Origin of the sequence: Amycolatopsis vancoresmycina (assembly GCF_000716785.1) — a bacterium.
Classification (GTDB): domain Bacteria; phylum Actinomycetota; class Actinomycetes; order Mycobacteriales; family Pseudonocardiaceae; genus Amycolatopsis; species Amycolatopsis vancoresmycina.
In genome coordinates this window covers 354,970-376,413 of record NZ_JNYY01000006.1, presented here as the reverse complement: position 1 = coordinate 376,413, position 21,444 = coordinate 354,970, and the positions used below count along the sequence as shown (strand labels likewise).

The following is a 21,444-nucleotide window of genomic DNA, read 5'->3' as shown; positions in this document are numbered from 1 at the left end:
CTACTCGACCTCGGTGAGCTTCCCGGTCTTCACGTCGTAGACGAACCCGCGCACGTTCTCCGTGTGCGGCAGGTACGCGCTGCGCCGCACCCGCTCGACCGACGTCCGGACGCTGTTCTCGACGTTGCGGAACGCCTCGACCGACCACGTCGGCCGCAGGCCCGTGTCGCTCTCCAGCTCGTCCTTGAAGTCGTCCTCGGTCACCATCGACAGGCCGCACTCGGTGTGCTGCACGATCAGCACCTCGCGGGTGCCGAGCTTGCGCTGCGACAGCGCCAGCGAGCGGATCATGTCGTCGGTCACCACACCGCCCGCGTTGCGGAGGACGTGCGACTCGCCCTGCAGCAGGCCGAATAGCTCGAACACCCGGATCCGGGCGTCCATGCAGGTCAGGATGGCCACCTGCAGCGACGGCTTGGGCGACGACCGGTCACCCGGCGTCACCTCGCCGAGCTCCTGGTTGCGCTTGAGCAGTACGTCGATCGAGGTCATCGGTCACCTTCCGGCCAGTGGCCCCGCGGCGCGGGCTAACCACTCCATTTGACCGGGTGACTACCCCGCTGAGCAATGCGTTAAGAGCAATGTCACGAGGTCAGCCGCCGAACCAAGGCTCTTCGACGGTCCGCGGCGGCGCCGACGTGCGCCCGACACGCAGCTCGGTCGGCAGGGTGATCACCTTCGGCGCGCTCCGCTCGCCCGAGCTGAGCAGCAGCCGCCCGGCCGTCTTGCCCTTCTCCAGCACCGGCTGGTGGACCGTGGTGAGCCCGATCCGCTCGGCTTCGGCGATGCCGTCGAAGCCGGTCACCGTCAGGTCCTGCGGCACCCGCAGCCCGCGCCGCTCCGCCTCCGCCATGGCGCCGAGCGCGAGGATGTCCGAGGTGCAGATCACCGCCGTGATCTGCGGGTACGCGTCCAGCAGCTGGCGGGCCGCGGAGGCGCCGTCGTCCACCGTGTGGTCGAACCGCTCGACCACCGGGACGCCCGCCCAGTCGACGCCCGCCGCCGAGAACGCCACCGCGAGGGCCTCCAGCCGGGTGCGCTGGACGTGGAAGTGCGCGCCGCTCTGGCGGGTCGCCGAGACGAAGTCGTCGTTGCGCTCGCGGGCCAGCCGCATGCAGATCACGCCGACCTGCCGGTGCCCGAGTGACACCAGGTGCTCGGCGATCTTGCCGACCGCGGCGGCGTCGTCGGGGCCGACGCGGTCGATGCCTTCGAGGCTCGGCTGGTCGATGATCACCGTCGGCACCGGCCGCTCCAGCACGGCGGCCAGGTGCGGGTCGTCGTCCGGCACCGAGTAGACGACGAACCCGTCGACACCCGCGCGGTGCACCGCGGCCACGTCTTCACGGCCCGGGCTGGCCGGCACCAGGTGCAGGCCGACGCCGGCGTCTTCGCAGGCCAGCGCCAGTCCTTCGAGGACGCCGACGGCCGCGGGGTCGCGGAAGGCGTAGGAGAGGTTCTCGGTGAGCAGCAGCCCGACCGCGCCCGCCTTGCGGGTGCGCAGGGAGCGGGCGACCGGGTCGGGACCGGGGTAGCCGAGGCGCCGCGCGGTCTCGAGGACCCGGCGGCGCAGTTCCGGGGACAGCTGGTCCGGCCGGTTGTAGGCGTTGGACACCGTGGTCCTGGACACACCGAGCTCCGCCGCGAGCGACGCCAGTGTCGCCTGCCTCCGGGTGCGAATAGGACGTCCCATCAGCAAACCGTAACGGTTCAGATCACTTTCTTGAAGAGACACCCCGCGTGGTCGATGTCTCGATCCGCATGCACGAAGACGCATACACCAAAGCGCGATCGGATGGCCAGAAAGTCATCCGGATGGGGTAAGGTGAATCTGACAACGGTTTCCATTAGCGTCTCCAGGAGTCCCTCAGATGAGTTCCCGCCGCACCACGAGCGTGCTCGCCGCCGCTTCGGCCCTGTCCCTCTTCGCCTTGGCCGCGTGCTCCGGTGGAACCTCCGACGGCGGCGCGCAGGCCGGCGGCGACGGCAAGATCAAGGTCGTCGCCTCGACCGACGTCTGGGGCAGCGTGGCCGGCGCCGTCGGCGGGGACAAGGTCGAGGTCAAGTCGGTCATCCACGACCCGTCGGCCGACCCGCACTCGTACGAGACGACGGCGGACGACGCGCTCGCCGCGAAGGGCGCGCAGCTGCTGCTGTCCAACGGCGGCGGCTACGACGAGTTCTTCGGCAAGCTCAGCGACCAGGCCGGGGACGCGAAGAAGCTGGTCGCCTACGACATCGCCGCGACCGGCGACGAGAACGAGCACGTCTGGTACGACCTGCCGGGCGTCGACAAGGTCGCCGACCAGCTCGCGACGCAGCTCGGCGAGCTGCAGCCGGCGTCGAAGCAGCTCTTCGCCGACAACGCGAAGGCGTTCAAGGCCAAGGTCGACGCGCTCGAGAAGCGGCTCGGCGAGCTCGGCGCCACCCATCCGGGTGCGAAGGTCGTCGTCACCGAGCCGGTCGCGCACTACCTGCTCCGGAGCGCGAAGCTGACGGACGCGACGCCCAAGGCGTTTTCCGACGCCGTCGAGAACGACACCGACGTCCCGGCCGGCGCGGTGAACGAGTACAAGCAGCTCATCGCCACGAAACAGGTCAAGGCGCTGATCAACAACGCCCAGACGGTGACCCCGCTGACCCAGGACGTCGTCGCGCAGGCGAAGGCCGCCGGGATCGGGGTCGTGGACGTGACCGAAACGCTGCCCGCGGGTGTGACGGACTACATTGGCTGGATGACCGGGGAAGTCGACGAGCTGGCTGGGGCGTTGAAGTAGCCATGGCACTCGTATCCGACGACGTACGCCCCGCGGTCCGGGTCCGCGGTGCGGGCCTGGCGTTCGGCCCCCGGACCCTCTGGTCGGGGCTGGACCTCGTCGTCGAGCCCGGGGAGTTCCTCGCCGTGCTCGGCCCGAACGGCTCCGGCAAGAGCAGTTTCCTGAAGGCCCTGCTCGGCATGCAGGAGCTCTCGGCGGGCTCGGTGGAGATCGCCGGCGGCCGCCCGGGCGGCGCGAACCGCAAGGTCGGCTACATCCCGCAGCAGCGCGCGATCGACGAGTCGCTGACGCTGCGCGGGGTCGACCTGGTCGGGCTGGGGCTCGACGGCCACCGCTGGGGCCCTGGCCTGTTCGGCATGGCGGCCCGTCGTCGTCAGGTGGCCGCGGCGATCGAAGCCGTCGGGGCCACGCGGTACGCGAAGCAGCCCGTCGGCCGGCTGTCCGGCGGCGAGCAGCAGCGGCTGCGGGTGGCGCAGGCCCTGGTCGGCGACCCCGAGGTGCTGCTGTGCGACGAGCCGCTGCTCTCGCTCGACCTCGCCCACCAGCGCGCGATCAGCGAGCTGATCGATTCGCGACGGCAGTCGGCGGGGACGGCCGTGCTGTTCGTGACGCACGAGATCAACCCCGTGCTGCCCTTCGTCGACCGCGTGTTGTACCTGGTCAACGGCCAGTTCCGGATCGGCAAGCCGGACGAGGTCATGACGACGGAGACGCTGTCGCAGCTGTACGGCACCCGGGTCGAGGTGCTCAAGGTCGGCGGCCAGATCCACATCGCGGGCGCGCAGAGCGCGTTGTGCGAGGAGGAGCCGCACCACCACGAACACGACGTCGAAGAGCAAGTGGGCTGAGTCTTGGATCTGTTCGACTTCGGCAAGACGTGGGAGCTGATCACCCAGCTCGAAGGCGTCCAGACGGCGTTGCTGGCGGCCGCGATCCTCGGCCTGGTGGCCGGGGTGATGGGCCCGCTGATCGTGATGCGGCGGATGTCGTTCGCGGTGCACGGGACGTCCGAGCTGGCGTTCACCGGCGGCGCGGCGGCCCTGCTGCTCGGCATCGGCGTCGAGTACGGCGCCCTGATCGGCGCGGTCGTGGCGGCGCTGCTGCTGGGCATCCTGGGCGCGCGTGACGCCGACCGCGACTCGGTGATCGGTGTGATCCTGTCGTTCGGCCTCGGCATGGGCGTGCTGTTCCTGTCCTTCTACAAAGGACGGTCCGGGAACAAGTTCGGCATCCTGACCGGCCAGATCATCACGATCGACTCGACGAACCTGACGTTGTTCGTGGTGTCGTCGGCGGTGGTGCTGGCGGTGCTGGCGCTGGTCTACCGGCCGCTGCTGTTCGCGTCGGTGGACCGGAACGTGGCCGTGGCGCGCGGGGTCCCGGTGAAGACGCTGACGGTGGTGTTCGCGCTGCTGGTGGGCGTCTCGACGGCGCTGAGCGTCAAGGTGGTCGGCTCGCTGCTGGTGGTGGCGCTGATGGTGACACCGGCGGCCGCGGCGGCCCGCGTGACGGCGTCGCCGTGGAAGGCCACGGTGCTGTCGATCGTGTTCGCCGAGGTGTCGGCGATCGGCGGCATCCTGCTGTCGCTGGCGCCGGGGCTGCCGGTGAGCGCCTTCGTGACGGCGATTTCGTTCCTGATCTACGTGGTCTGCCGGGTGCTGGCCTGGCAGCGGGACCGCCGGACGCGGGTGAGCGCGGTGGAACCGGCCCTCGTCGCGGCGGCCTAACCCAGCATCAGCAGGACCTGAAGCTCGCCGACGAATCCGCCGATCACCGCGCCGACGGCGATCAGCTTCCACTCGTCCTGGCGGAACGCCGGCCGCAGCAGGCCCTCGAACTCCAGCGGCGTCAGGGCCAGCATCCGCTGCCCGATCACCTTCGCCACGTCCATCGCCTCGGTCAGGTAGCCCTCGGCGTGGCGTGCGGTGTCCGGCAGCTGCTCCAGCGCCTTGCGGGCCGCCGCGTGCTTCATCTCCTTCAGCCGGGTGCCGCCGACGGTCCACGCCAGCGGCATCTGCGCGTCCACCGCTTCCGAAACGACGCTCTCGACCAGGGCCGCCAGCCGGTCGGCGCGGGGGCCGCGCAGGACGGCGTCCAGCAGGTTCTGGACCGTCAGGACCTCGTTCGCGATCAGCTCGCCGTACTGCCGGGCGACCTCGGCCCGGCGCCGCTGGAACTTGCCCTGGAAGATCACCCGGCCGACGCGGACCGGCTCGCGCGGGACGAAGATCAGCTTGATCGCCAGCCAGTCGGTGAACAGCCCGATCACGCCGCCGAAGACCGGCAGCACCCACGGCTCGCGCGTGACCGCCCAGACGATCGTCTGGACGAGCCCCAGGCCGAAGCCGAAGTAGATGCCCATCCGGGCGATGAACGCCATCTCGGGGCGGGACGTCTCGCGGATCAGCCGGACCAGCAGCTTCTTGTCCCGCGTCAGCCGCTGGACCGTCATGTGCTGGACGTCGAGGACCTCGTCGAGGTTCGCCCGGACGTCGTCGACGAACTCCCGGACCAGCCGCGGCGCCCCCGCCTGGACGTGCTTGATCAGCATTTCCTGGGCCAGCGTCGGCATGACCTCCCACAGCCGCGGGTGGTGCTCGGCGATGACCTCGCGGGCGATGTGGTCGACCGCGCGCAGCAGGGGCTGCTCCAGCTCGCTGGTGATGATGACGGGGTCGATCCGCTCGAGGACTTCGCGGAGGTCGAGCAGGTTGGCCGTCAGCAGCTCGGTGGCGACCGCGGCCATCCGCCCGCCGTGCTTCGGGACGACGCCCTGCCAGCCGAGCAGCGGCGGGATCCCGACGAACTCCAGCGGCCGGAACATCATCTCGATGGCGACGCGCTTGGTGACGTACCCGATCAGCGCCGCGATGAACGGCATCGCCGCGTACAGCGGCCAGTGCAGCGCGAGGTCGTGCAGGACCGCGTCCAATCCGCCCTCCTCACGCCGAGATCGAAACCGTACCGGCTACCCGAGCAGGGCGAGCACCTGCAGTTCCCCGACGAGACCGCCGATCACCGCGCCGACGGCGATCAGCTTCCACTCGTCCTGCCGGAAGGCCGGCCGCAGCAGCTGCTCGAACTCCAGCGCGCTCAGCTTCCGCATCCGCTCGACGATGGTGTTGCGCACGTCGAGGGCGTTGACCGCGTAGTCCTCGGCGTGCCGGATGGTCTCCGGCACGCGCTCCGCGGCCTTCGCGGCCGCCGTTTGCTTCATCTCCTGGAACTTCTTCGTGCCGACGGCCATCGCGACGAACGGTTTGACGACGCTCGCCTGCGCGTCGATCGTCTTCTGCACCTCGCGGGTGATCAGCGCGAACAGCCGGTCGGACTTCGGGCCGCGCAGCACGGCTTCCAGGAGGTTCGGGATGGTGATGATCTCGCGCGCGATCATGTCGCCGTAGTCGGCGGCGACCTGGTCGCGGCGCTTCTGGAAGACGCCCTGCCAGGTGTAGAGGCCGAAGAACCGGCGCGGCTCGCGCGGCAGGAAGATCATCTTGAGGGCCAGCCAGTCGGTGAGCCAGCCGATGCCGAGGCCGAACAGCGGCAGCACGACGGGCGACTTGGTCAGCGCCCAGACGACGAGCTGCACGCAGCCGAGCGCGAACCCGAAGCCGATGCCCGAGCGGGCGATGAACCGCATCTCGGGCCGCGAGATGTCCCGGATCAGCCGGTTGAGCAGCGCCTTGTCGCGGACCAGGTTCGTCACGACCATGTGCTTGAGGTCGAGGACGTCCTCGATGTTGTCGGCGATCTCCCGCATGATCTTGGTGATCGCCTTCGGCGCCTCGGCCTGGACGCGCTTGAGCAGCAGCTGCTGCGCGCTGTTCGGCAAGACCTCCCACAGCCGCGGCTGGTAGGTCTCCATCACCTCGCGGGTGACGTCCTCGACCACCCGCAGCAGCGGTTCTTCGATTTCCTTCGCCACCTGCGCCGGGTCGAGCCTGGCGAAGATCTCCTTCGGGTCGACGAGGTTGGTGGTCAGCATTTCGGTGGCGGTGGCCGCCATCCGCTCGGCGTTCGCCGGCAGCACGCCCTGCCAGCCGAACGGTTTGCGGCCGACGAACTCCAGGGGCCGGAACATCATCTCGATGGCGACGCGCTTGGTGACGTAGCCGATCAGGGCCGCGATGAACGGCATGGTGACGTACACCTGCCAGTGCGTGCCGAAGTCCACGCGGCGCACGTTAGCGGCTCGGGCCGGACCAGCGCGGAATGCCATGCGTCACGGGGGGTTACCGAAATAGTGATGCATCCGTTTGGCGGTACGTCTTCACGGACCCCTGCTCATTAAGGTGGCCCGATGGTCGCGCCTGAGAAGCCCCAGTCCGCCCCGAAGACCGCCCAGTTCGCCGTGGGTGTCCGCGGCTACAACCAGCGTCAGGTCGACGAACGCCTCGCCGAGCTGAACAAGGACCTGCGCGAGACGTCCCGCAGCCGCGACGAAGCCGTCGCGACGTCCGCGGACCTCACCAAGGCCCTCGCGTACGCGCAGAAGGAGCTGGCCGAGACGAAGGCCGCCCTCGCGAGGATGAGCTCGAGCCCGTCGGGCGCGGGCGCGATGGCCGAGCGCGTCCGGATGATGATGCAGCTGGCCGAGGAGGAGATCGCGGATTTGAGGTCGGCGGCGGAGGCCGACGCGGCCTCGACCCGCGACCAGGCGGACAAGTACGCGCACGAGACCCGCCGCACGGCCGACAAGCTGGCGAAGGACGCGGAGGAGGAGCGCGCGCGGCTGCTGTCGGAGGCGAAGGGCGAGATCGAGAAGCTGAACGCGGCGGCGGGCGCAAAGCGGGTCGAGCAGGCGGCGGCGGCTGAGCGAGCACGCAAGGAAGCGGACGAGAAGGCAGAGGCCGCGGCGGCTGCGTTGCGGGACGAAGCGGACCGGAAGGCCGCGGAGGAGCTGGCCCGGCGGAAGAAGGAGTTCGAGGCGGAGTTCGCCCGGAAGCAGGCGGAGACCGAGGCGGCGCTGGGGTCGGCCAGGTCGCAGCAGGCGGACGCGGACAAGGCGCGGAAGCTGGCGTACGAGCTGCGGGCGAAGGTGGCGGAGCGGATCGCCGCGACGGATGAGGCGGTCAAGGAGGCCATGAAGCTGCTCGCGCCGGAGGAGGAGCCGGCTGGGGAGCGGAAGCCGGCTCCGAGCCCGGCCCCGGTTGCCGCGGCTTCTGTTCCGGCTTCGGCTCCGGCTCCGGCGGGGAAGGCCCCGGCCGCGCCGGCTGGGAAGGCCTAGTTATCCACATCGGGTTGAGTTGTCCACAGATTTCGGCAGGCGGCGTTTTTGCAGGCCAGGGCCGGTAGATTGGAATCGGGCAGCCCCCTCGGGACGGCGGTTTCTAGGGGTTGTTGCAACACCTGAGTGTTCAGGAGTTGCTTCATGTCCAGACGGGATCGTGACCGTGCCCCTGATTGCCTGTCGCGGGTCCTGGTCGGCTTGGCACACCTCTGACCGTGGAGCGGGCAGCCTACTTTGGCCTGGTGGAAGCGGACAGGCAGCAGGCAAGCGGGTCGGGGTCAACTACCGGACCGCGAAGTGGTGGCGGGCTGAGGCGGCCCAGGCCCAGGCCGCGACGACCCCGTCATGCCGGCCGCAACCAGCAGCCCGACGGGCCTACCAGCCGCACGCTGCGCACGAGCAGGCTGCCGCCCGGCGAGCCCGGCCCAAGGTCAGCAAGCTCGCTGCGGACCCGGCGCTGCGGGCCATCGTCCAGGATGGGCTCGATACGCGGTGGAGTCCGTAGCAGCTCACTCGCCGGCTCCGCCGTGACCATCCTGACCGGCTGGAGTGAAACCATCTACCAAGCCCTCTATCGGCAGGCTCGCGGCGGTCTGCGCCGCGAGGTCGCCGGGTGGCTGCGCACCGGCCGCATTGCCCGCCGGCCGCACATCCGCCCGGATCAGCGGCGGCCGCGGATGTCCACCCCGATGGTGATGATCAGCGACCGACCACCTGAAGTGACGGACCGGGCGGTGCCGGCCTGGGATCAAGGCAGCGAGATGCACCCGCACGCCCCCTGGCAACGCTTCCCCCGGGCAGCGACCTCGGATGACCTTCGACCGGGTCCCCCGGCCGGGGAGGTGGCCGAAGCTCGTGGGTGGCTGGCAATCTGCTCAGCAGTTGCCTGATCACCCACGAGACGGGACCTGCGCATGATCCTCGAGACCGAGCGGGCCGCCGTGTGCGCCTACGCGCGGCGGATGGTCGGGGACGGCCTCGTCGTCGGGACCTCCGGGAACGTCTCCGTGCGGGCCGGTGACCTCGTCGCCGTCACGCCCACCGGAGTTGCCTACTCGAGCCTCACCCCCGCCGACATCGCCGTCGTCGATCTCGGGGGGCAGGTTGTCGACGGCTCGCTCAAGCCGACCAGTGAACTGCCCACGCACCTGTCCGTGTACTGGGACGTTCGTGACCCGGACGGTGAGCCCGTCACCGCCGTCGTGCACACGCACTCGCCGCACGCCACCGCCGTCTCCACCCTCGTGCGTGAGGTTCCGCCGATCCACTACATCATCGCCGCCATCGGGCCCTCCGTGCGCGTCGCGCGCTACGCCACCTACGGCACGCCCGAGCTCGCCGCCGCCGTGCTCGAAGCGCTCGAAGGGCGCCGGGGCTGCCTGATGGCCAACCACGGCACCCTCACCTACGGCGACGGCCTCGAGGCCGCCTACCACCGGGCGCAGCAGCTCGAGTGGGCGTGCCGCGTGTGGCTGCTCGCGCAGGGCGCCGGGCAGCCCAGCCTGCTGCCGCCGCCCGAGGTCGCCAACGTCGTCGAACGGCTGCGCGGGTACGGGCAGGGCTGATCAGCGCAGGACGAAGCCGGCGACCATGATCACGCCCAGCAGCAGCGCCAGCCCCGACAGCACGACGCCGACCACCGCCAGCGCCTTCGCCTGACGGCGTCCCACGCAGCCGAGCACCCCCGAAACCAGCCCTGGCAGCGCGAACGGGAAAGCGACGAACGCCCGCACGCCGGTCAGGTCGATCGGGAGCAGCGGCACCACGCACCCCAGGCCGCCCAGCACCACCGCGGCCACGGCGAGCCACGGTCCCTTCGGGCGTTCCGCGGGCGCGTCCCACGGCGCGGGGTAGCCGAAGTTCGGGGACTGGGGTGTCATGCTGACTCCTCACCGGCGGACTGCACCCTGCATACCAGCCCGGCCCCGCCCTGTCCGGCGAACCGCTCAGGACGCCAGCGCGTCGACGGCGTGCACCGCGTCCAGCAGCTCGGCCACCGTCGGGTCGTCGACCGCCTCCTTGATGCACTGCCACAGCTGCAGGTTCGCCGTCGCCCAGCGCGAGTACGTCGCGGCCGCCTCCGGGTTGTAGAAGTAGAACCCCTCGTCGTGGACGTCGCACTGCTCGCCGACGATCTTGTGCGCCAGCTCGCGCAGGCTCAGCCCGTTCTCGCGCAGGTACCGGTGGGCCAGCACCACCGGCGTCACCGGCAGCGCCTTGAACAACGTGTCCGCGTCGCTCAGTGCCTGCGCCTCCAGCGAAATGTCCCGGCCGCGGGTGGCCATTTCCGCTTCGTCGACGATCTCGTCGATCCACCCCGCGATCCGCGGCGGGACGCCGCATTCGGCGAGGATTTCCAGCCGCAGGCTCCGGCCCGCGGCGGCGGGCGAGTTCCGGAGCACCAGGTAGTTGACGTCGTGCACCAGCGCGGCGACCTCCACCACCGCCGCGTCCGCGCCGTTGTGCCGGGCGAAACCGGCCGCCTTCGCGCGGACGAAACTGACGTGGTGCCAGCCGTGGAACTGGAGCCGCTCGGCGTACTGCCGGCAGAGCCCGTGGACCCGGTTTTCGACGGCGTCGACGGTCACGTGGTCGATCGTGCTTTCCTGCGTGCGCATACACCTCTCCCATCCCGGCCGTGGTGTTCAGACGGGTGGAGTAATGGTAAGCGCCGCTGACGCCGGTGTGTAGCTAGATGCGGTCGGCCAATTCCCCCAATCGGACCTCAACCGGAACGTGACGATGGCCTGTTCCGCTGGCCGGGTCGAAAGAGAGGCTGAAACTGCTCACCGGCCGTGATTTCACCAGAAAAGTCATCGTTCCGGTGGCGGCTTCGGGGATGCGGTGGAATTCGTGGGCCAGCATCGTGGCGCAGGCCCCGGCCTCGCACGACGTCCGGCGCCGCAGCCGCGCGGACGAGATCAGCCCGGTGCCGGCGTCGACCGTCGTTTCGTACCGTTCGTGAAGGTAGTTGCCCCGGAGGATCGTGGTGCAGAAGTGGTATCTGTGGTTGTGCACGGAATCCGCGTACCCCTCCCGCCAGTCCTGCTGCGCCTTGTATTCGTGCAGCCAAAAGGAAAACGGGTCGGACGGCGAATCGAGCAGGCACCAGGCGAAGTGGGTGGTCGTTTCCCGTGACGAGCGCAGGACCTTGGTGGCCTGCGCCGCGGACAGCGCGCGCAGCTGCGTGCGCAGCTCCTCGCGCAGCCCGGTCTGGGTGGCCCACGGCCGGAACCAGCCGTCGACCGCGCGCCAGTCCGCGGCGAGCGGGAACCCGGCCGTGCGCAGGCGCGTGGCCAGTTCGGAAAGGGGGGACAGGCGGGTGAGCAAGGTCAGCTCCCTAGCTCGGCGACTGCGGAGAACTCCGCGCGGAAGGCGTGGAACTTGCCCTCCAGCTCGCGGAACTGCTCCTCGGACAACGGGGATCCGGTGATCTTCTCGAACAGCGCCAGGAAATCCGTCCGCGTCGTCGCGGACGTGATGCGGAAGTGGCGGCCGGTCCGGGACTGCGAGACGCGCACGAATTCGGCGCGTTCCATGTTGTAGAGGAAGGAACCTTCGGTGAATCGCAGGGACCGCGGGTACAGCTTGGTGGCGCCGCGGACGTCGCTGTAGAGCGACACCCACACGCTGTCGTCGAACATTTCGAGCCGGTCCAGCGGCGGGTCGGCGACCACGGTGATGTCGACCTGCGCGCAGTGGCTGCGCGCCAGGAAGAGGCCGACGAGCCCGATCTTGATCTCTTCGTCGAGCCGGCTCTGGATCTGTTCGGAATCGACGTCGCCCGCCTCGCGGCGGAGCAGGTAACGGGCGCGCCCGCTGATCGCGCTGGCGTCGCGCGGATCGGCGATCACGGCCCGCAGTTCCCGTTCGGTGCGGGAAAGCAAGAGCCGGGCGGCCGCGTGCCGCCCGGAGAAGCCGCGGAAGAAGTACTGCCGCGTCGCGTCGAGGTCGGCCATCAGCGCGCGGTTGAACGCCGGATCGGGGTCGGTCGTCGCCTCGAACACGTCGGTGGGGAAGAACTCCTTGTTCAGCGCCCGGTATTCGGCGCTGAGGTCCTCGAGCGCGCGCCTGCTCTCCTCGATCACCGGCGTCACGAGCGCCTTCTGCGAGGCGCTGGCCGTGATCAGCGTCTGGCCGAAGCCGACGATCGCGGAGATCAGGGTGCCGGTGCCCAGCGAAGTCACCAGGTTCTTCCCGGTGCCGGGGTCCATCAGGCCGGCGATCCACAGGCTCAGCCCGGCGACCACGACGAGCACCGTGAGGAGCAGGCTCGTCCTGGTCCAGAAGATCTCCTGGAGTGGGGTACGGCGGAGGCGTCCGCCAGCCGCGGCCACGTGCTTCACCTCCCTCGAACCACCCGAACGGACGAATGCAAAAAGTGTCTGTTCGAGTGCGGGGAGTTACTTTACGCGCCTGACGGTGTCGGCGAAATAAGAAGTTCGGGGGACAAGGATGACGGACAGACGTCACTCTGGGCAATAATTCACCGGGTTGCCGAGTTTTCCGAAAATCACGGAAAACCATGATCATAAAGTGCGCGGCAGCCCCTTTTCGTACCAGCCGGGACCGGGTTCGGCGGTCATCAGGAAATCCACGACGACCGCGGACGGCGCCAAGTGGATCTCCGGGAGATCGCGCTCGCCGCGGGCGCTGTCGACCGGCCAGGCCAGTTTTTCCTCGTCGAGCGAAAACTCCCCGCGAGCACCCGTCCGGTTGCCACGGGCGTCGAGCCGGGACCACCTGCCGTGCAGGTGCACGGCGTTCAGCCCGTGCAGCGCGGACAGCTCCTGGTAGCAGAACCCGGCCGGAATCCCTTGCGCCCGCAGCAAAGCGGCGAGCAGGTGCGCCTTCGCGTGGCAGATCCCGACGCGCTGGCGCAGGACGTCCGACGCGCGCCAGGTGACCCGCGGGTCACCGGCGTCGATCACGTGCTCGATTTCGTCCCGGACGAAGAGGTATGCGGCCTCCGCGCGGGCGGCGGGGTCGTCGCTCGCCGGTTGGAGGGTGCCGAGGAGGGCGTGGATCGCCGGGTGGTCGTGATCGACGACAGCGTCCGCGGCGAGGTAGTCGCTCGGCCGATCGGAGGTGGGGGAGGGAACGGGACTCATCCGGGCATCCTGACAGGTTGGGCCATCCGGGTCAGAGTCGTTTTCGGCGGTGGACACGCTCCGCGTTCTCCGGCTACGGAACGTGAAAGGGGGGTACGGGAGCGCGGATGCCCGATCAGGGCGGCGGTGGACGACGTTCAGGGTGAGCCAGAAGCGGCGGCGCGTGGATGGGGCGAGTGGGTGGTCCGTTGAACTGGTGAGCGAACAGAGTGGTCTGCGGGGGTTCAGAATTGGTAGTACAGGAATGGGCTGAACGTTCCCGTTGCGATCAGGATTGCCGCGTACAGCAGGCCGACCGTCATCACCCCGATGCGCAGTGCTGTTGCCGGGCGGCTTCGTGACGACTCCAGCAGGGGGCCCGTCACCGGGTGCGCCGGCAGCAGGAACACCGCCAGGGCCGCCAGCAGCAGGATCATCCTCTGGTTCGTCAGTGCCTGGTCCACTCCTGCTCCCAGGCCCTCGAAGTCCGGGATCAGCATGTGGCCGATCATCGACAGTGCGTGGCCCAGGTCCTGGGAACGGAAGAACACCCAGCCGAACACCACCAGGAGCATCGTCAAGGCCCTGCGTGCGTGTCTCTTCCAGGGCATTGCCGGGTTCAGGTCCAGCGCGAACCTGCGCTCGATCACCAGGAGCGCTCCGTGGTAGCAGCCCCACACCAGGAACGTCCACTGGGCTCCGTGCCAGAAACCCGTCAACACGAACACTATGCACAGGTTTCGGTACGTCTTCGCCGCTCCGTGGCGGTTGCCGCCCAGGGGGATGTACACGTAGTCGCGGAACCAGCGGCTCAAGCTCATGTGCCAGCGGCGCCAGAACTCCGTGATCGTCACCGATGAATACGGCCGGGCGAAGTTCTCCGGGAGCCGGAAGCCCAGCATGCGGCCCAGGCCGATCGCCATGTCCGAATAACCCGAGAAGTCGAAGAACAGCTGGAGCGTGTAGCCCACCGCTCCCAGCCACGCCGTCGCGAACGTCATCTGGTCCGGGGGGACCTTGAAACACGCCTCCACCAGGGGGCTCAGGGAGTCCGCGATGATCGTTTTCTTGCACAGGCCCAGTGCGAACCTCGGGAAGCCCGCCGCTATGTCGTCCAGGCGGTGGGAACGCAGCTGCGGTAGCTGGTCCGCGATCTCGCGGTACCGCACGATCGGGCCCGCCACCAGCTGGGGGAACATCGCGATGTACGCCGCGAACGACACCGGGTTGCGCAGTGCCTGGCGCTCGCCTCGGTAGATGTCCACCACGTACGAGATGTGGTGGAACGTGTAGAACGAGATGCCGATCGGGACCACCAGGCTCGCCACCGGCACGCTGCCGCCGAACCAGTGCGCCACCGCCGCGATCTGCTGGGTCGCGAAGCCCGCGTACTTCCAGATCAGCAGCACCGCCACGTCCAGCGACACCACCGCGATCAGGATCCGGCGCCGCCGGACGCCGTTGACGTCCCAGGGGCTCGGGGCCAGCAACGGCCCGGCCAGGAAGTTGACCACCATGCAGCCCAGCAGCAGGAACACGAAGCCGCCGGCGCCGATCGTGTAGAACAGCAGGCTGCCCACCGCGATGATGCCGTTGCGCCACGTTCGCGGGCACACCAGCACGGCGATGAGCACCGCCGGCATGAAATACCACAGGAAGAGCGGCGAAACGAACGACATCGGGTCCCCTCGGTTTATCCGACGGTGACCTTAACCCGACTGGGTGGCGGTGTCAGACCCGCCCGGCAGCACGGCGGCGCCGCGCCACCTCCGCGAGCAGCACGCCCGCCGCCACCGAGGCGTTCAGGGACTCCACGCCCGCCGCCATCGGGATCGACACCGTCGCGTCGCACGTCTCGCGGACCAGGCGCGACAGGCCGCGGCCCTCCGAGCCCAGCACGATGACCAGCGGGTCCGCCGCCAGCTCCAGCTCGTCGATGTCGACCGAGCCGTCCGCGTCCAGGCCGACCAGCATCAGGCCGTCGTTCGCCCACGCCTTGAGCTGGCGCGTCAGGTTCGTCGCCACCGCGATCGGCAGCTTCGCCGCGGTGCCCGCGCTCGTGCGCCACGCCACCGCCGTCATGCCCGCGCTGCGCCGCTCCGGCAGCAGCACGCCGTGCGCACCGAACGCGGCCGCCGAACGGATCACCGCACCCAGGTTGCGCGGGTCGGTGACGCCGTCCAGCGCGACGAACAGCGGCACCTCGCCCGAGTTGCGGGCCGCGGCCATCAGGTCGTCCGGGTGCGCGTACTCGAACGGCGGGACCTGCAGGCCCAGGCCCTGGTGCACGGCCCGGTTCGTCTTGCGGTCCAGCTCCTCGCGCGGGATCTCCAGGATCGAGATGCCCTTGTCGCCGGCCAGCCGGACGGCGTCGTTCACGCGGTCGTCGATCTCGATGTTCAGCGCGACGTACAGCGCGGTCGCCGGGACGCCCGCGCGCAGCGCCTCCACCACCGGGTTGCGCCCGGCGATCAGCTCCGGCTTGTCGGCCTTCTTCTGCCGCGCCTGGTCGCGCTTGGTCTGGGCGTTCGCCTGCCGGTAGGCCTTGTGCCCGGGGCGGTCCTCCGCCTTCGGGGTCGGCCCCTTGCCTTCGAGGGCCTTGCGGCGCTGACCGCCCGAGCCGACGACGGCACCCTTCTTGGTGCCCGTCTTGCGGATCGCGCCCTGGCGCCGCGAATTGCCTGCCATGGTGAAAGTTCCTTGCTTCGGTACGGGTTCAGTCGGACTTCACAGTCCACTGAGGACCGTTGGGGGTGTCCTCCACCACGATGCCCGCCTGGGAGAGGCGGTCACGGGCGGCGTCCGCGCGGGCGAAGTCCTTCTCGGCCCTGGCTTGCTGACGCTCGGCCAGCAGTCCTTCGACGATCCGGGCCAGCGCTTCCTGGGTGGGCGTGTCGGAACCGCCCGCCTCGGACCAGCGCGCGGACAGCGGGTCGAGGCCGAGCACGTCGGTCATCGCGCGGACGGCCGCGGCGAGTTCGAGTGCCTTGGGGGTGTCGCCCGCGTCGAACGCGGCGTTACCGTCGCGCACGGTGTTGTGCACCACGGCGAACGCCTGCGGGGTGGCCAGGTCGTCGTCGAGCGCGGCGGCGAACTCCGCCGGGATCGTGCCCAGCGTGACCTCGCCGGACTGCGCGGCGCGCCGCAGGAACGTCTCGATCCGCCGGTAGCCCTGCGCGGCCTCGGAGACCGCGGCGTCGGAGTACTCGATGTTGGAGCGGTAGTGCGGCTGGACCAGGTAGTACCGCAGCTCGGCCGCGCGGTAGCGCTCGAGCATCGCGGGGATCGTCACGGTGTTGCCCAGCGACTTCGACATCTTCTCGCCGGACATGGTCACCCAGGCGTTGTGCAGCCAGTACCGGGCGAACGGGTCGCCGGCAGCGTTCGACTGGGCGCGCTCGTTCTCGTGGTGCGGGAACCTCAGGTCGATCCCGCCGCCGTGGATGTCGAACTCGGGGCCGAGGTAGGTGGTCGCCATCGCCGAGCACTCCAGGTGCCAGCCCGGCCGCCCGTCGCCCCACGGCGTCGGCCACGACGGCTCGCCCGGCTTGGCGCTCTTCCACAGGGTGAAGTCGCGCGGGTCCTGCTTGCCACGGGTCGGCGTCTCGCCCTGCTGGACGTCGTCGAGGCCCTGGCCGGAGAGCTTGCCGTACTCGTCGAACGACTTCACCGAGAAGTAGACGTCGCCGTCCACCGCGTACGCGTGCCCCCGGTCGATCAGCCGCTGCATCAGCTCGACCATCTGGGTGATGTGGCCGGTCGCGCGCGGGGTGATCGACGGCGGGAGGCAGCCGAGCTGCTCGTACGCCTCTTCGAAGGCGCGCTCGTGCGTCGCCGCCCACTCCCACCAGGGGCGGTCGGCCGCGGCGGCCTTGGTCAGGATCTTGTCGTCGATGTCGGTGACGTTGCGGACCAGCAGCACGTCGAGTCCATTGTGGACGAGCCACCGGCGCAGGACGTCGTAGTTCAGCGCGCCGCGGACGTGCCCGATGTGCGGCACGCCCTGGACGGTGGCACCACACACGTAGATCGACGCCGTTCCGCTACGGACGGGGTGGAACTCCCGTACGCTCCGGGTCGCTGTGTCGAAAAGGTGAAGGGCCACCCTCAAAGGGTACGGGGTCGGGCGAGCGGAATATCTCTGGCCCTCAGCCGACGCCGTGCGTGCGCAACGCCGTGAGCAGGGCATCCGGCCGTTCGGCCGTCGGCAGCGGGTCGACCAGCGCGAACTCGCAGCCCAGGGCGCGGGCGCCGCCGTCGGCCTCTTCGCTGTCGCCGACCATCAGCGTCTCGGTCGCCGGGACGCCGAGGGCCTGGACGGCCTTCCGGAAGATCTCCAGCTCCGGTTTGATCGCGCCGACCTCGAAGGACAGCACGAACTCGTCGACGTAGGCGTCCCACCCGCGCGCGGTGAAGGCGGGCCGGATGTCGAAGGCGATGTTGCTCAGCACGCCGACCTTCAGCCCGCGCTCGGCCGCGGCCTTGAGCGCGGCTTCGGTGTCCGGGTACGGCGTCCACTGGCTGGGATCGATGAGCCGGTCGTAGAGCGCCTTCGCCTGGTCGGCCTGCGGGACGCCGGACTTCTTGAGCACCTCCAGGTACACCTTCCGGTGCAGCTCCGGGTCGCGGTCCCGGTGGTGCCAGGCGTGCACGTGCTCGGCGTCGAGCTCGACGACCTGCCCGACCGGGGCGGTCATCCGGCGCATCAGCTCGGCCTGCGCCTCGATGTCGAGCGGGTCGCCGTTGTGGTCGGTCAGTTCGGTGAGCCAGGACTCGTCCTGCTCGAGCCGGAAGAGCGTGCCGGAGAAGTCGAACAACACCGCCCTGATCGTCATGGCACCCACCCTAGCGAGGTCGCGGGCCCCGGAGCGGCGCCCGCGACCCGCATCACGTCACGCGGCGTAGCCGGTGACCTTGTCCGGGACCACGCGCACGACCACCCGGACGACCTCCGGCGGCTCGGTGCGGAAGTCCTTGCCGTCGTACTTGTGCGAGAGCTCGTTGATCAGCTCCCGGCCGCCTTCCTCGGTGATCTCGGCGCGGCCGCGGACCTCGACGTACTTGAGCGGGTCCTCGAGGTCGAAGACGGACAGCGAGACCCGCGGGTCGCGCGCGAGGTTCCGCTCCTTGAGCCGGCCGCGGACGGTGGCGAAGAGAACGGCGTCGCCGTCCCGCTTGGCCCAGACGACGGAGGTCTGGACCGAGCCGTCGGCGTTGATGGTGGCGACCACCGGGAAGTTCTTGCCGTCGAAGAGGGCCTTGGTGGCCTCGTTGAAAGTCACACCCATGGTCTGGACCCTATTTCACGTTGCCGGCGATCTTCTCGGTTTTCAGGCGGACGACCACCCGCTGGACGTCGGCGCCCTCGGACGGCGGGTTCTGCTTGCGGCTGGGTCTCGTCGGCTGTGGCGCCGGTGGCCAAGCCGCGAAGCCGAGTGTGCCGGGCGTGGACTTGGGCATCGGCGATGGAAATGCTCGCGCGTGGTCGCAGCGCAGACAGCGGGCGGGCAGGCGGTCGGTCGGTCGGTCGGTCGATTGGCCGCCGGGGCGCCCGCAGCGCGGCCCCCACCCTCTCCGGGGGGTCGGCCCCGCTGCCAGCGTATCGGGGCGGTCCGACGAAAAGCGGGAAAGTTCACATTCGGCGCCCGGTCGTCCACAGCTCCGCCGGGCTGTGGATAACTCGCCCCAGCGGGGGGTCCCGATGCGTGGTGCGTTGCCCACGACCTGGACCGTGGCGTTGCCCACCCGCCAGCCGGCCGCTTCGAGCAGGCCGCTCCCGATGCGTGGTGCGTTGCCCACGACCTGGACCGTGGCGTTGCCCACCCGCCAGCCGGCCGCTTCGAGCAGGCCGCGGACCTCGGCCAGCATGTCCGTCCCGTGGGCGCCGTTCATCCGGGGGTCGCCCGTGCCGAACACCGCGCCCAGGTCGCCGAGGCCCGCTGCCGACAGCAGCGCGTCGCACAGGGCGTGCGCTGCGACGTCGCCGTCCGAATGGCCCGCGCAGCCGTCCGCGTCCGGCCAGTGCAGGCCCGCCATCCAGCACTCGCGGCCCTTTTCGACCGGGTGGACGTCCACGCCGTTGCCGACCCTCACAGCGTCTCCTCGTTCTTCGGTGCCGCCGCGATCGCCTCGGCCAGTGACAGTTCGAAATCGCTCGTGACGCGCATCGCGTCCGGGTGGCCGTCGACCGTCGCCGCGCCGGCGGGCGCGAGGTCCGGCCGGAACGCCGCGAGCGCGTAGCCCACCGGTGTCTGGAGCGTGCGCAACCGGGACCGGTCCTCCGTGCCGACGATCAGCGAAGCCGCGTCGGTCACCTTCACCGTGTCGGCCATCGGCAGCACCGGGACGACGACCGGGGCGCCGTCACGGACCGCTTTGATGACGTCACGCACCGTTTGCGCAGGAATGAAGGCACGCAGCGCGTCGTGGAGGAGTACAACTGAGTCACGGGAAAGTTCGGGCTCGACGGCGGCGAAGGCCTGCCGGAGCGAGCCGGGGACGACCCGGCAGCCGAGGTCACCGACCGCCTCGGAAAACGACGACGCACACCGCTGGGGGGCCGCCACGAGCACCAGATCGATCTCCGGTACGTCGAGCAGCCCCCGCACGGTGTGCGTGAGCAGCGCTTCACCATGGACCGGCGTGAGAGCGGACTCCCCGTCGGAGGCATGATGTGCGACGGTAACGATCGCGACGACGTTCATCGGTACGCGATCGTAGAGGCACCCACCCGCCCGTCGAGTGGGATGGCCCGGGCTCAGACCGTCGCGGTTTCCAGAACTTCGTCGAGGAGGACCTCAGCCTTGTCCTCGTCGGTGCCCTCCGCGAGCGCGAGCTCGCTGACCAGAATTTGCCGCGCCTTCGCCAGCATGCGCTTCTCGCCGGCTGAAAGTCCGCGGTCCTTCTCTCGCCGCCAGAGGTCGCGCACCACTTCGGCCACCTTGTTCACATCGCCGGAGGCGAGCTTCTCGAGGTTGGCCTTGTACCGACGAGACCAGTTGGTGGGCTCTTCGGTGTGCGGAGCACGCAGAACGTCGAAGACCTTGTCCAGTCCTTCTTGCCCGACGACATCGCGAACGCCGACGATCTCGGCGTTGTCTGCGGGCACGCGAACCGTGAGATCCCCTTGCGCGACCTTGAGGACGAGGTACTTCTTTTCCTCGCCCTTGATCACACGGGTCTCGATGGCTTCGATGAGTGCGGCACCGTGGTGCGGGTAGACGACGGTCTCTCCGACCTTGAAAACCATGTGTCCTCTGCCCCTTTCGCTGACTCCATCCTAGCACGGGCCGCCAGTGCCCACCTAGCGGGCCGGACTCGTCCTCGCAGGTCAGCGGCCTGGCCGGGGGTTGACAAACGTCGGACCCCCGTGCTCACGCAGGTAGCGGGGAAGCGTTTCGTCACAGGCCGGGAATTCCTTTGTGGACGGTTGATCTTGGTCGCCGGGCCCCGGCAACGCACACCCGTTCCGCGGCGGAGATCGACCCCGGCTAGTCTTCGGGGCGACGAGGCCGTGAAAAGGGAAGGACTGCGACGTGAGGCTGCAGAATCGTCGCGTGCTCGGTGCGGGCGTGCTGGCGCTCGGTGCCGCGCTCGCGCTCGCCGGGTGCGGGGCAGGCCAGATCACCCAGACCTCGACGCAGCAGGCCGCGGTCAACGGGACGCACGCCCAGGTCAAGAACATCGACCTGCGCAACGCCGCGGTCCAGTACCCGACCTCCGGCCCGGGTTACCCGGCCGGCGCGACCCCCGCGCTGACCCTGACGATCGTGAACCGGGACGCCCGGGACGACTCCCTCGTTTCGGTGACGGTCGAGGGCGGCGGCCAGGCCACCATCAGCGGGTCGAAGACCATCGTCGCCGCGCACTCGCTGGTCATCGGCCCGGACGACGCGGTCGAGTCCACCAACGAGGTGCAGCCCACGTCCTCGGGCGCGCCCACCTCTTCGTCGAGCGCCCCGACGTCTTCGAGCACCCCCACCGGCAGCAGCTCGGCCACGAACAGCCCGGGCAACAACCTCACCGCGACGGCCACCTCCGAGGTCCCGTCGTCCGGCCCGGCCGCGACGCCGACCGCGCCCGAGAAGGTCGGCCAGGCCACCGTCACGCTGCCCGCGCTGAAGCAGCCGCTCTGGCCCGGTCAGGTCATCAAGGTCACGTTCGTCTTCCAGAACGCCGGCCCGGTGACCGTCGACCTGCCGGTGGCGGCGCCGGCGCACGTCAAGGAGTAGGTCCCCGGTCGGCACCTGCGAGTGTGGCCGCCGTTCGAACGTCGCGAATGACTCATTCGGGACCTCGGACGTCCCGAATGAGTCATTCGCGGCACCGGTGGCGACCCCGACGC

22 protein-coding genes and 2 pseudogenes are annotated in these 21,444 nt (G+C 69.8%); 7 read left to right on the top strand and 17 right to left on the bottom strand.

From position 1 onward, the window contains the following. Entirely contained in the window at positions 1-492 is a 492-nt protein-coding gene (locus tag OO60_RS16840) for a beta-class carbonic anhydrase (RefSeq protein ID WP_004560727.1), read from the bottom strand. 100 nt (positions 493-592) lie between these two features. Continuing rightward, positions 593-1,693 (bottom strand): LacI family DNA-binding transcriptional regulator, encoded by a 1,101-nt coding sequence (locus OO60_RS16835; protein WP_033261626.1) that lies wholly within the window; start codon positions 1,691-1,693, stop codon positions 593-595. 178 nt (positions 1,694-1,871) lie between these two features. On the opposite strand from OO60_RS16835, the gene OO60_RS16830 reads away from it, so the two are divergent. Genes OO60_RS16830 through OO60_RS16820 form a run of 3 tightly spaced genes read left to right on the top strand, consistent with a single transcriptional unit; the run spans position 1,872 to position 4,504 of the window. Beyond that, positions 1,872-2,777 (top strand): metal ABC transporter solute-binding protein, Zn/Mn family, encoded by a 906-nt coding sequence (locus OO60_RS16830; protein ID WP_004560729.1) that lies wholly within the window; start codon positions 1,872-1,874, stop codon positions 2,775-2,777. A 2-nt stretch (positions 2,778-2,779) separates the two neighbouring features. Then, on the top strand, positions 2,780-3,625 hold the full coding sequence (locus tag OO60_RS16825) for a metal ABC transporter ATP-binding protein (protein WP_004560730.1): 846 nt from the start codon (positions 2,780-2,782) through the stop codon (positions 3,623-3,625). 3 nt (positions 3,626-3,628) lie between these two features. After that, complete coding sequence (locus tag OO60_RS16820) at positions 3,629-4,504, top strand: metal ABC transporter permease (protein WP_004560731.1); 876 nt, start codon at positions 3,629-3,631, stop codon at positions 4,502-4,504. Here the strand turns inward: OO60_RS16820 and OO60_RS16815 are convergent. Together OO60_RS16815 and OO60_RS16810 are read right to left on the bottom strand one after the other, a co-directional pair. After that, positions 4,501-5,709, bottom strand: a complete 1,209-nt coding sequence (locus tag OO60_RS16815) for a DUF445 domain-containing protein (RefSeq protein ID WP_004560732.1) — start codon at positions 5,707-5,709, stop codon at positions 4,501-4,503. The genes OO60_RS16820 and OO60_RS16815 overlap by 4 nt on opposite strands. 36 nt (positions 5,710-5,745) lie before the next feature. Next, positions 5,746-6,999 carry a DUF445 family protein gene (locus OO60_RS16810; protein ID WP_051767705.1) on the bottom strand — a complete coding sequence of 418 codons (1,254 nt, stop codon included), beginning with the start codon at positions 6,997-6,999 and terminating at the stop codon, positions 5,746-5,748. Positions 7,000-7,080: 81 nt separating this feature from the next. Here OO60_RS16810 and OO60_RS16805 point away from each other — a divergent pair, with 81 nt between their 5' ends. The 3 genes and pseudogenes from OO60_RS16805 to OO60_RS16800 all read left to right on the top strand — a co-directional run bounded on the left by OO60_RS16805 (position 7,081) and on the right by OO60_RS16800 (position 9,575). After that, entirely contained in the window at positions 7,081-8,007 is a 927-nt protein-coding gene (locus OO60_RS16805) for a coiled-coil domain-containing protein (protein WP_004560734.1), read from the top strand. A gap of 379 nt (positions 8,008-8,386) precedes the next feature. Further along, a pseudogene (locus OO60_RS47805) lies at positions 8,387-8,765 on the top strand (transposase); the annotation flags it as partial. A gap of 159 nt (positions 8,766-8,924) precedes the next feature. Further along, on the top strand, positions 8,925-9,575 hold the full coding sequence (locus OO60_RS16800) for a class II aldolase/adducin family protein (RefSeq protein WP_004560736.1): 651 nt from the start codon (positions 8,925-8,927) through the stop codon (positions 9,573-9,575). Here OO60_RS16800 and OO60_RS16795 read toward each other — a convergent pair whose 3' ends face one another. From OO60_RS16795 to OO60_RS16735, 13 genes and pseudogenes are all read right to left on the bottom strand, one after another. Continuing rightward, positions 9,576-9,890 carry a hypothetical protein gene (locus tag OO60_RS16795; protein WP_004560737.1) on the bottom strand — a complete coding sequence of 105 codons (315 nt, stop codon included), beginning with the start codon at positions 9,888-9,890 and terminating at the stop codon, positions 9,576-9,578. 66 nt (positions 9,891-9,956) lie between these two features. Next, the gene (locus OO60_RS16790) at positions 9,957-10,628 is read right to left on the bottom strand and encodes a hypothetical protein (protein WP_004560738.1); all 672 of its coding nucleotides are present in this window, start codon (positions 10,626-10,628) and stop codon (positions 9,957-9,959) included. A 73-nt stretch (positions 10,629-10,701) separates the two neighbouring features. Beyond that, positions 10,702-11,340: a hypothetical protein gene (locus OO60_RS16785; protein WP_004560739.1), complete on the bottom strand. Its 639-nt coding sequence runs from the start codon at positions 11,338-11,340 to the stop codon at positions 10,702-10,704. 2 nt (positions 11,341-11,342) lie between these two features. After that, positions 11,343-12,356, bottom strand: a complete 1,014-nt coding sequence (locus tag OO60_RS16780; RefSeq protein WP_004560740.1) for a hypothetical protein — start codon at positions 12,354-12,356, stop codon at positions 11,343-11,345. Between the two features lie 183 nt (positions 12,357-12,539). Further along, positions 12,540-13,121, bottom strand: a complete 582-nt coding sequence (locus OO60_RS16775) for a transglutaminase-like domain-containing protein (RefSeq protein ID WP_004560741.1) — start codon at positions 13,119-13,121, stop codon at positions 12,540-12,542. A gap of 224 nt (positions 13,122-13,345) precedes the next feature. Continuing rightward, positions 13,346-14,779 carry an MBOAT family O-acyltransferase gene (locus OO60_RS16770; RefSeq protein WP_004560742.1) on the bottom strand — a complete coding sequence of 478 codons (1,434 nt, stop codon included), beginning with the start codon at positions 14,777-14,779 and terminating at the stop codon, positions 13,346-13,348. Between the two features lie 52 nt (positions 14,780-14,831). Then, positions 14,832-15,788 (bottom strand): 23S rRNA (guanosine(2251)-2'-O)-methyltransferase RlmB, encoded by a 957-nt coding sequence (gene rlmB, locus OO60_RS16765; RefSeq protein WP_004560743.1) that lies wholly within the window; start codon positions 15,786-15,788, stop codon positions 14,832-14,834. Positions 15,789-15,816: 28 nt separating this feature from the next. Continuing rightward, positions 15,817-17,205 (bottom strand): cysteine--tRNA ligase, encoded by a 1,389-nt coding sequence (gene cysS, locus OO60_RS16760; RefSeq protein WP_033261624.1) that lies wholly within the window; start codon positions 17,203-17,205, stop codon positions 15,817-15,819. A gap of 43 nt (positions 17,206-17,248) precedes the next feature. Then, positions 17,249-17,935: an HAD family hydrolase gene (locus OO60_RS16755; RefSeq protein ID WP_033261623.1), complete on the bottom strand. Its 687-nt coding sequence runs from the start codon at positions 17,933-17,935 to the stop codon at positions 17,249-17,251. Positions 17,936-17,992: 57 nt separating this feature from the next. Further along, on the bottom strand, positions 17,993-18,388 hold the full coding sequence (locus OO60_RS16750; protein ID WP_004560746.1) for a PPOX class F420-dependent oxidoreductase: 396 nt from the start codon (positions 18,386-18,388) through the stop codon (positions 17,993-17,995). 469 nt (positions 18,389-18,857) lie between these two features. Next, positions 18,858-19,193: pseudogene (locus OO60_RS16745) on the bottom strand (2-C-methyl-D-erythritol 2,4-cyclodiphosphate synthase); the annotation flags it as partial. Continuing rightward, complete coding sequence (locus OO60_RS16740) at positions 19,190-19,804, bottom strand: IspD/TarI family cytidylyltransferase (RefSeq protein ID WP_004559017.1); 615 nt, start codon at positions 19,802-19,804, stop codon at positions 19,190-19,192. The pseudogene OO60_RS16745 and the gene OO60_RS16740, both read right to left, overlap by 4 nt. Before the next feature lie 53 nt (positions 19,805-19,857). Continuing rightward, positions 19,858-20,349, bottom strand: a complete 492-nt coding sequence (locus tag OO60_RS16735) for a CarD family transcriptional regulator (RefSeq protein ID WP_004559016.1) — start codon at positions 20,347-20,349, stop codon at positions 19,858-19,860. Positions 20,350-20,635: 286 nt separating this feature from the next. Here OO60_RS16735 and OO60_RS16730 point away from each other — a divergent pair, with 286 nt between their 5' ends. Beyond that, positions 20,636-21,331, top strand: coding sequence for a copper chaperone PCu(A)C domain-containing protein (locus OO60_RS16730; RefSeq protein WP_033261622.1), 696 nt, complete (start codon positions 20,636-20,638; stop codon positions 21,329-21,331). Positions 21,332-21,444 lie beyond the last annotated feature (113 nt).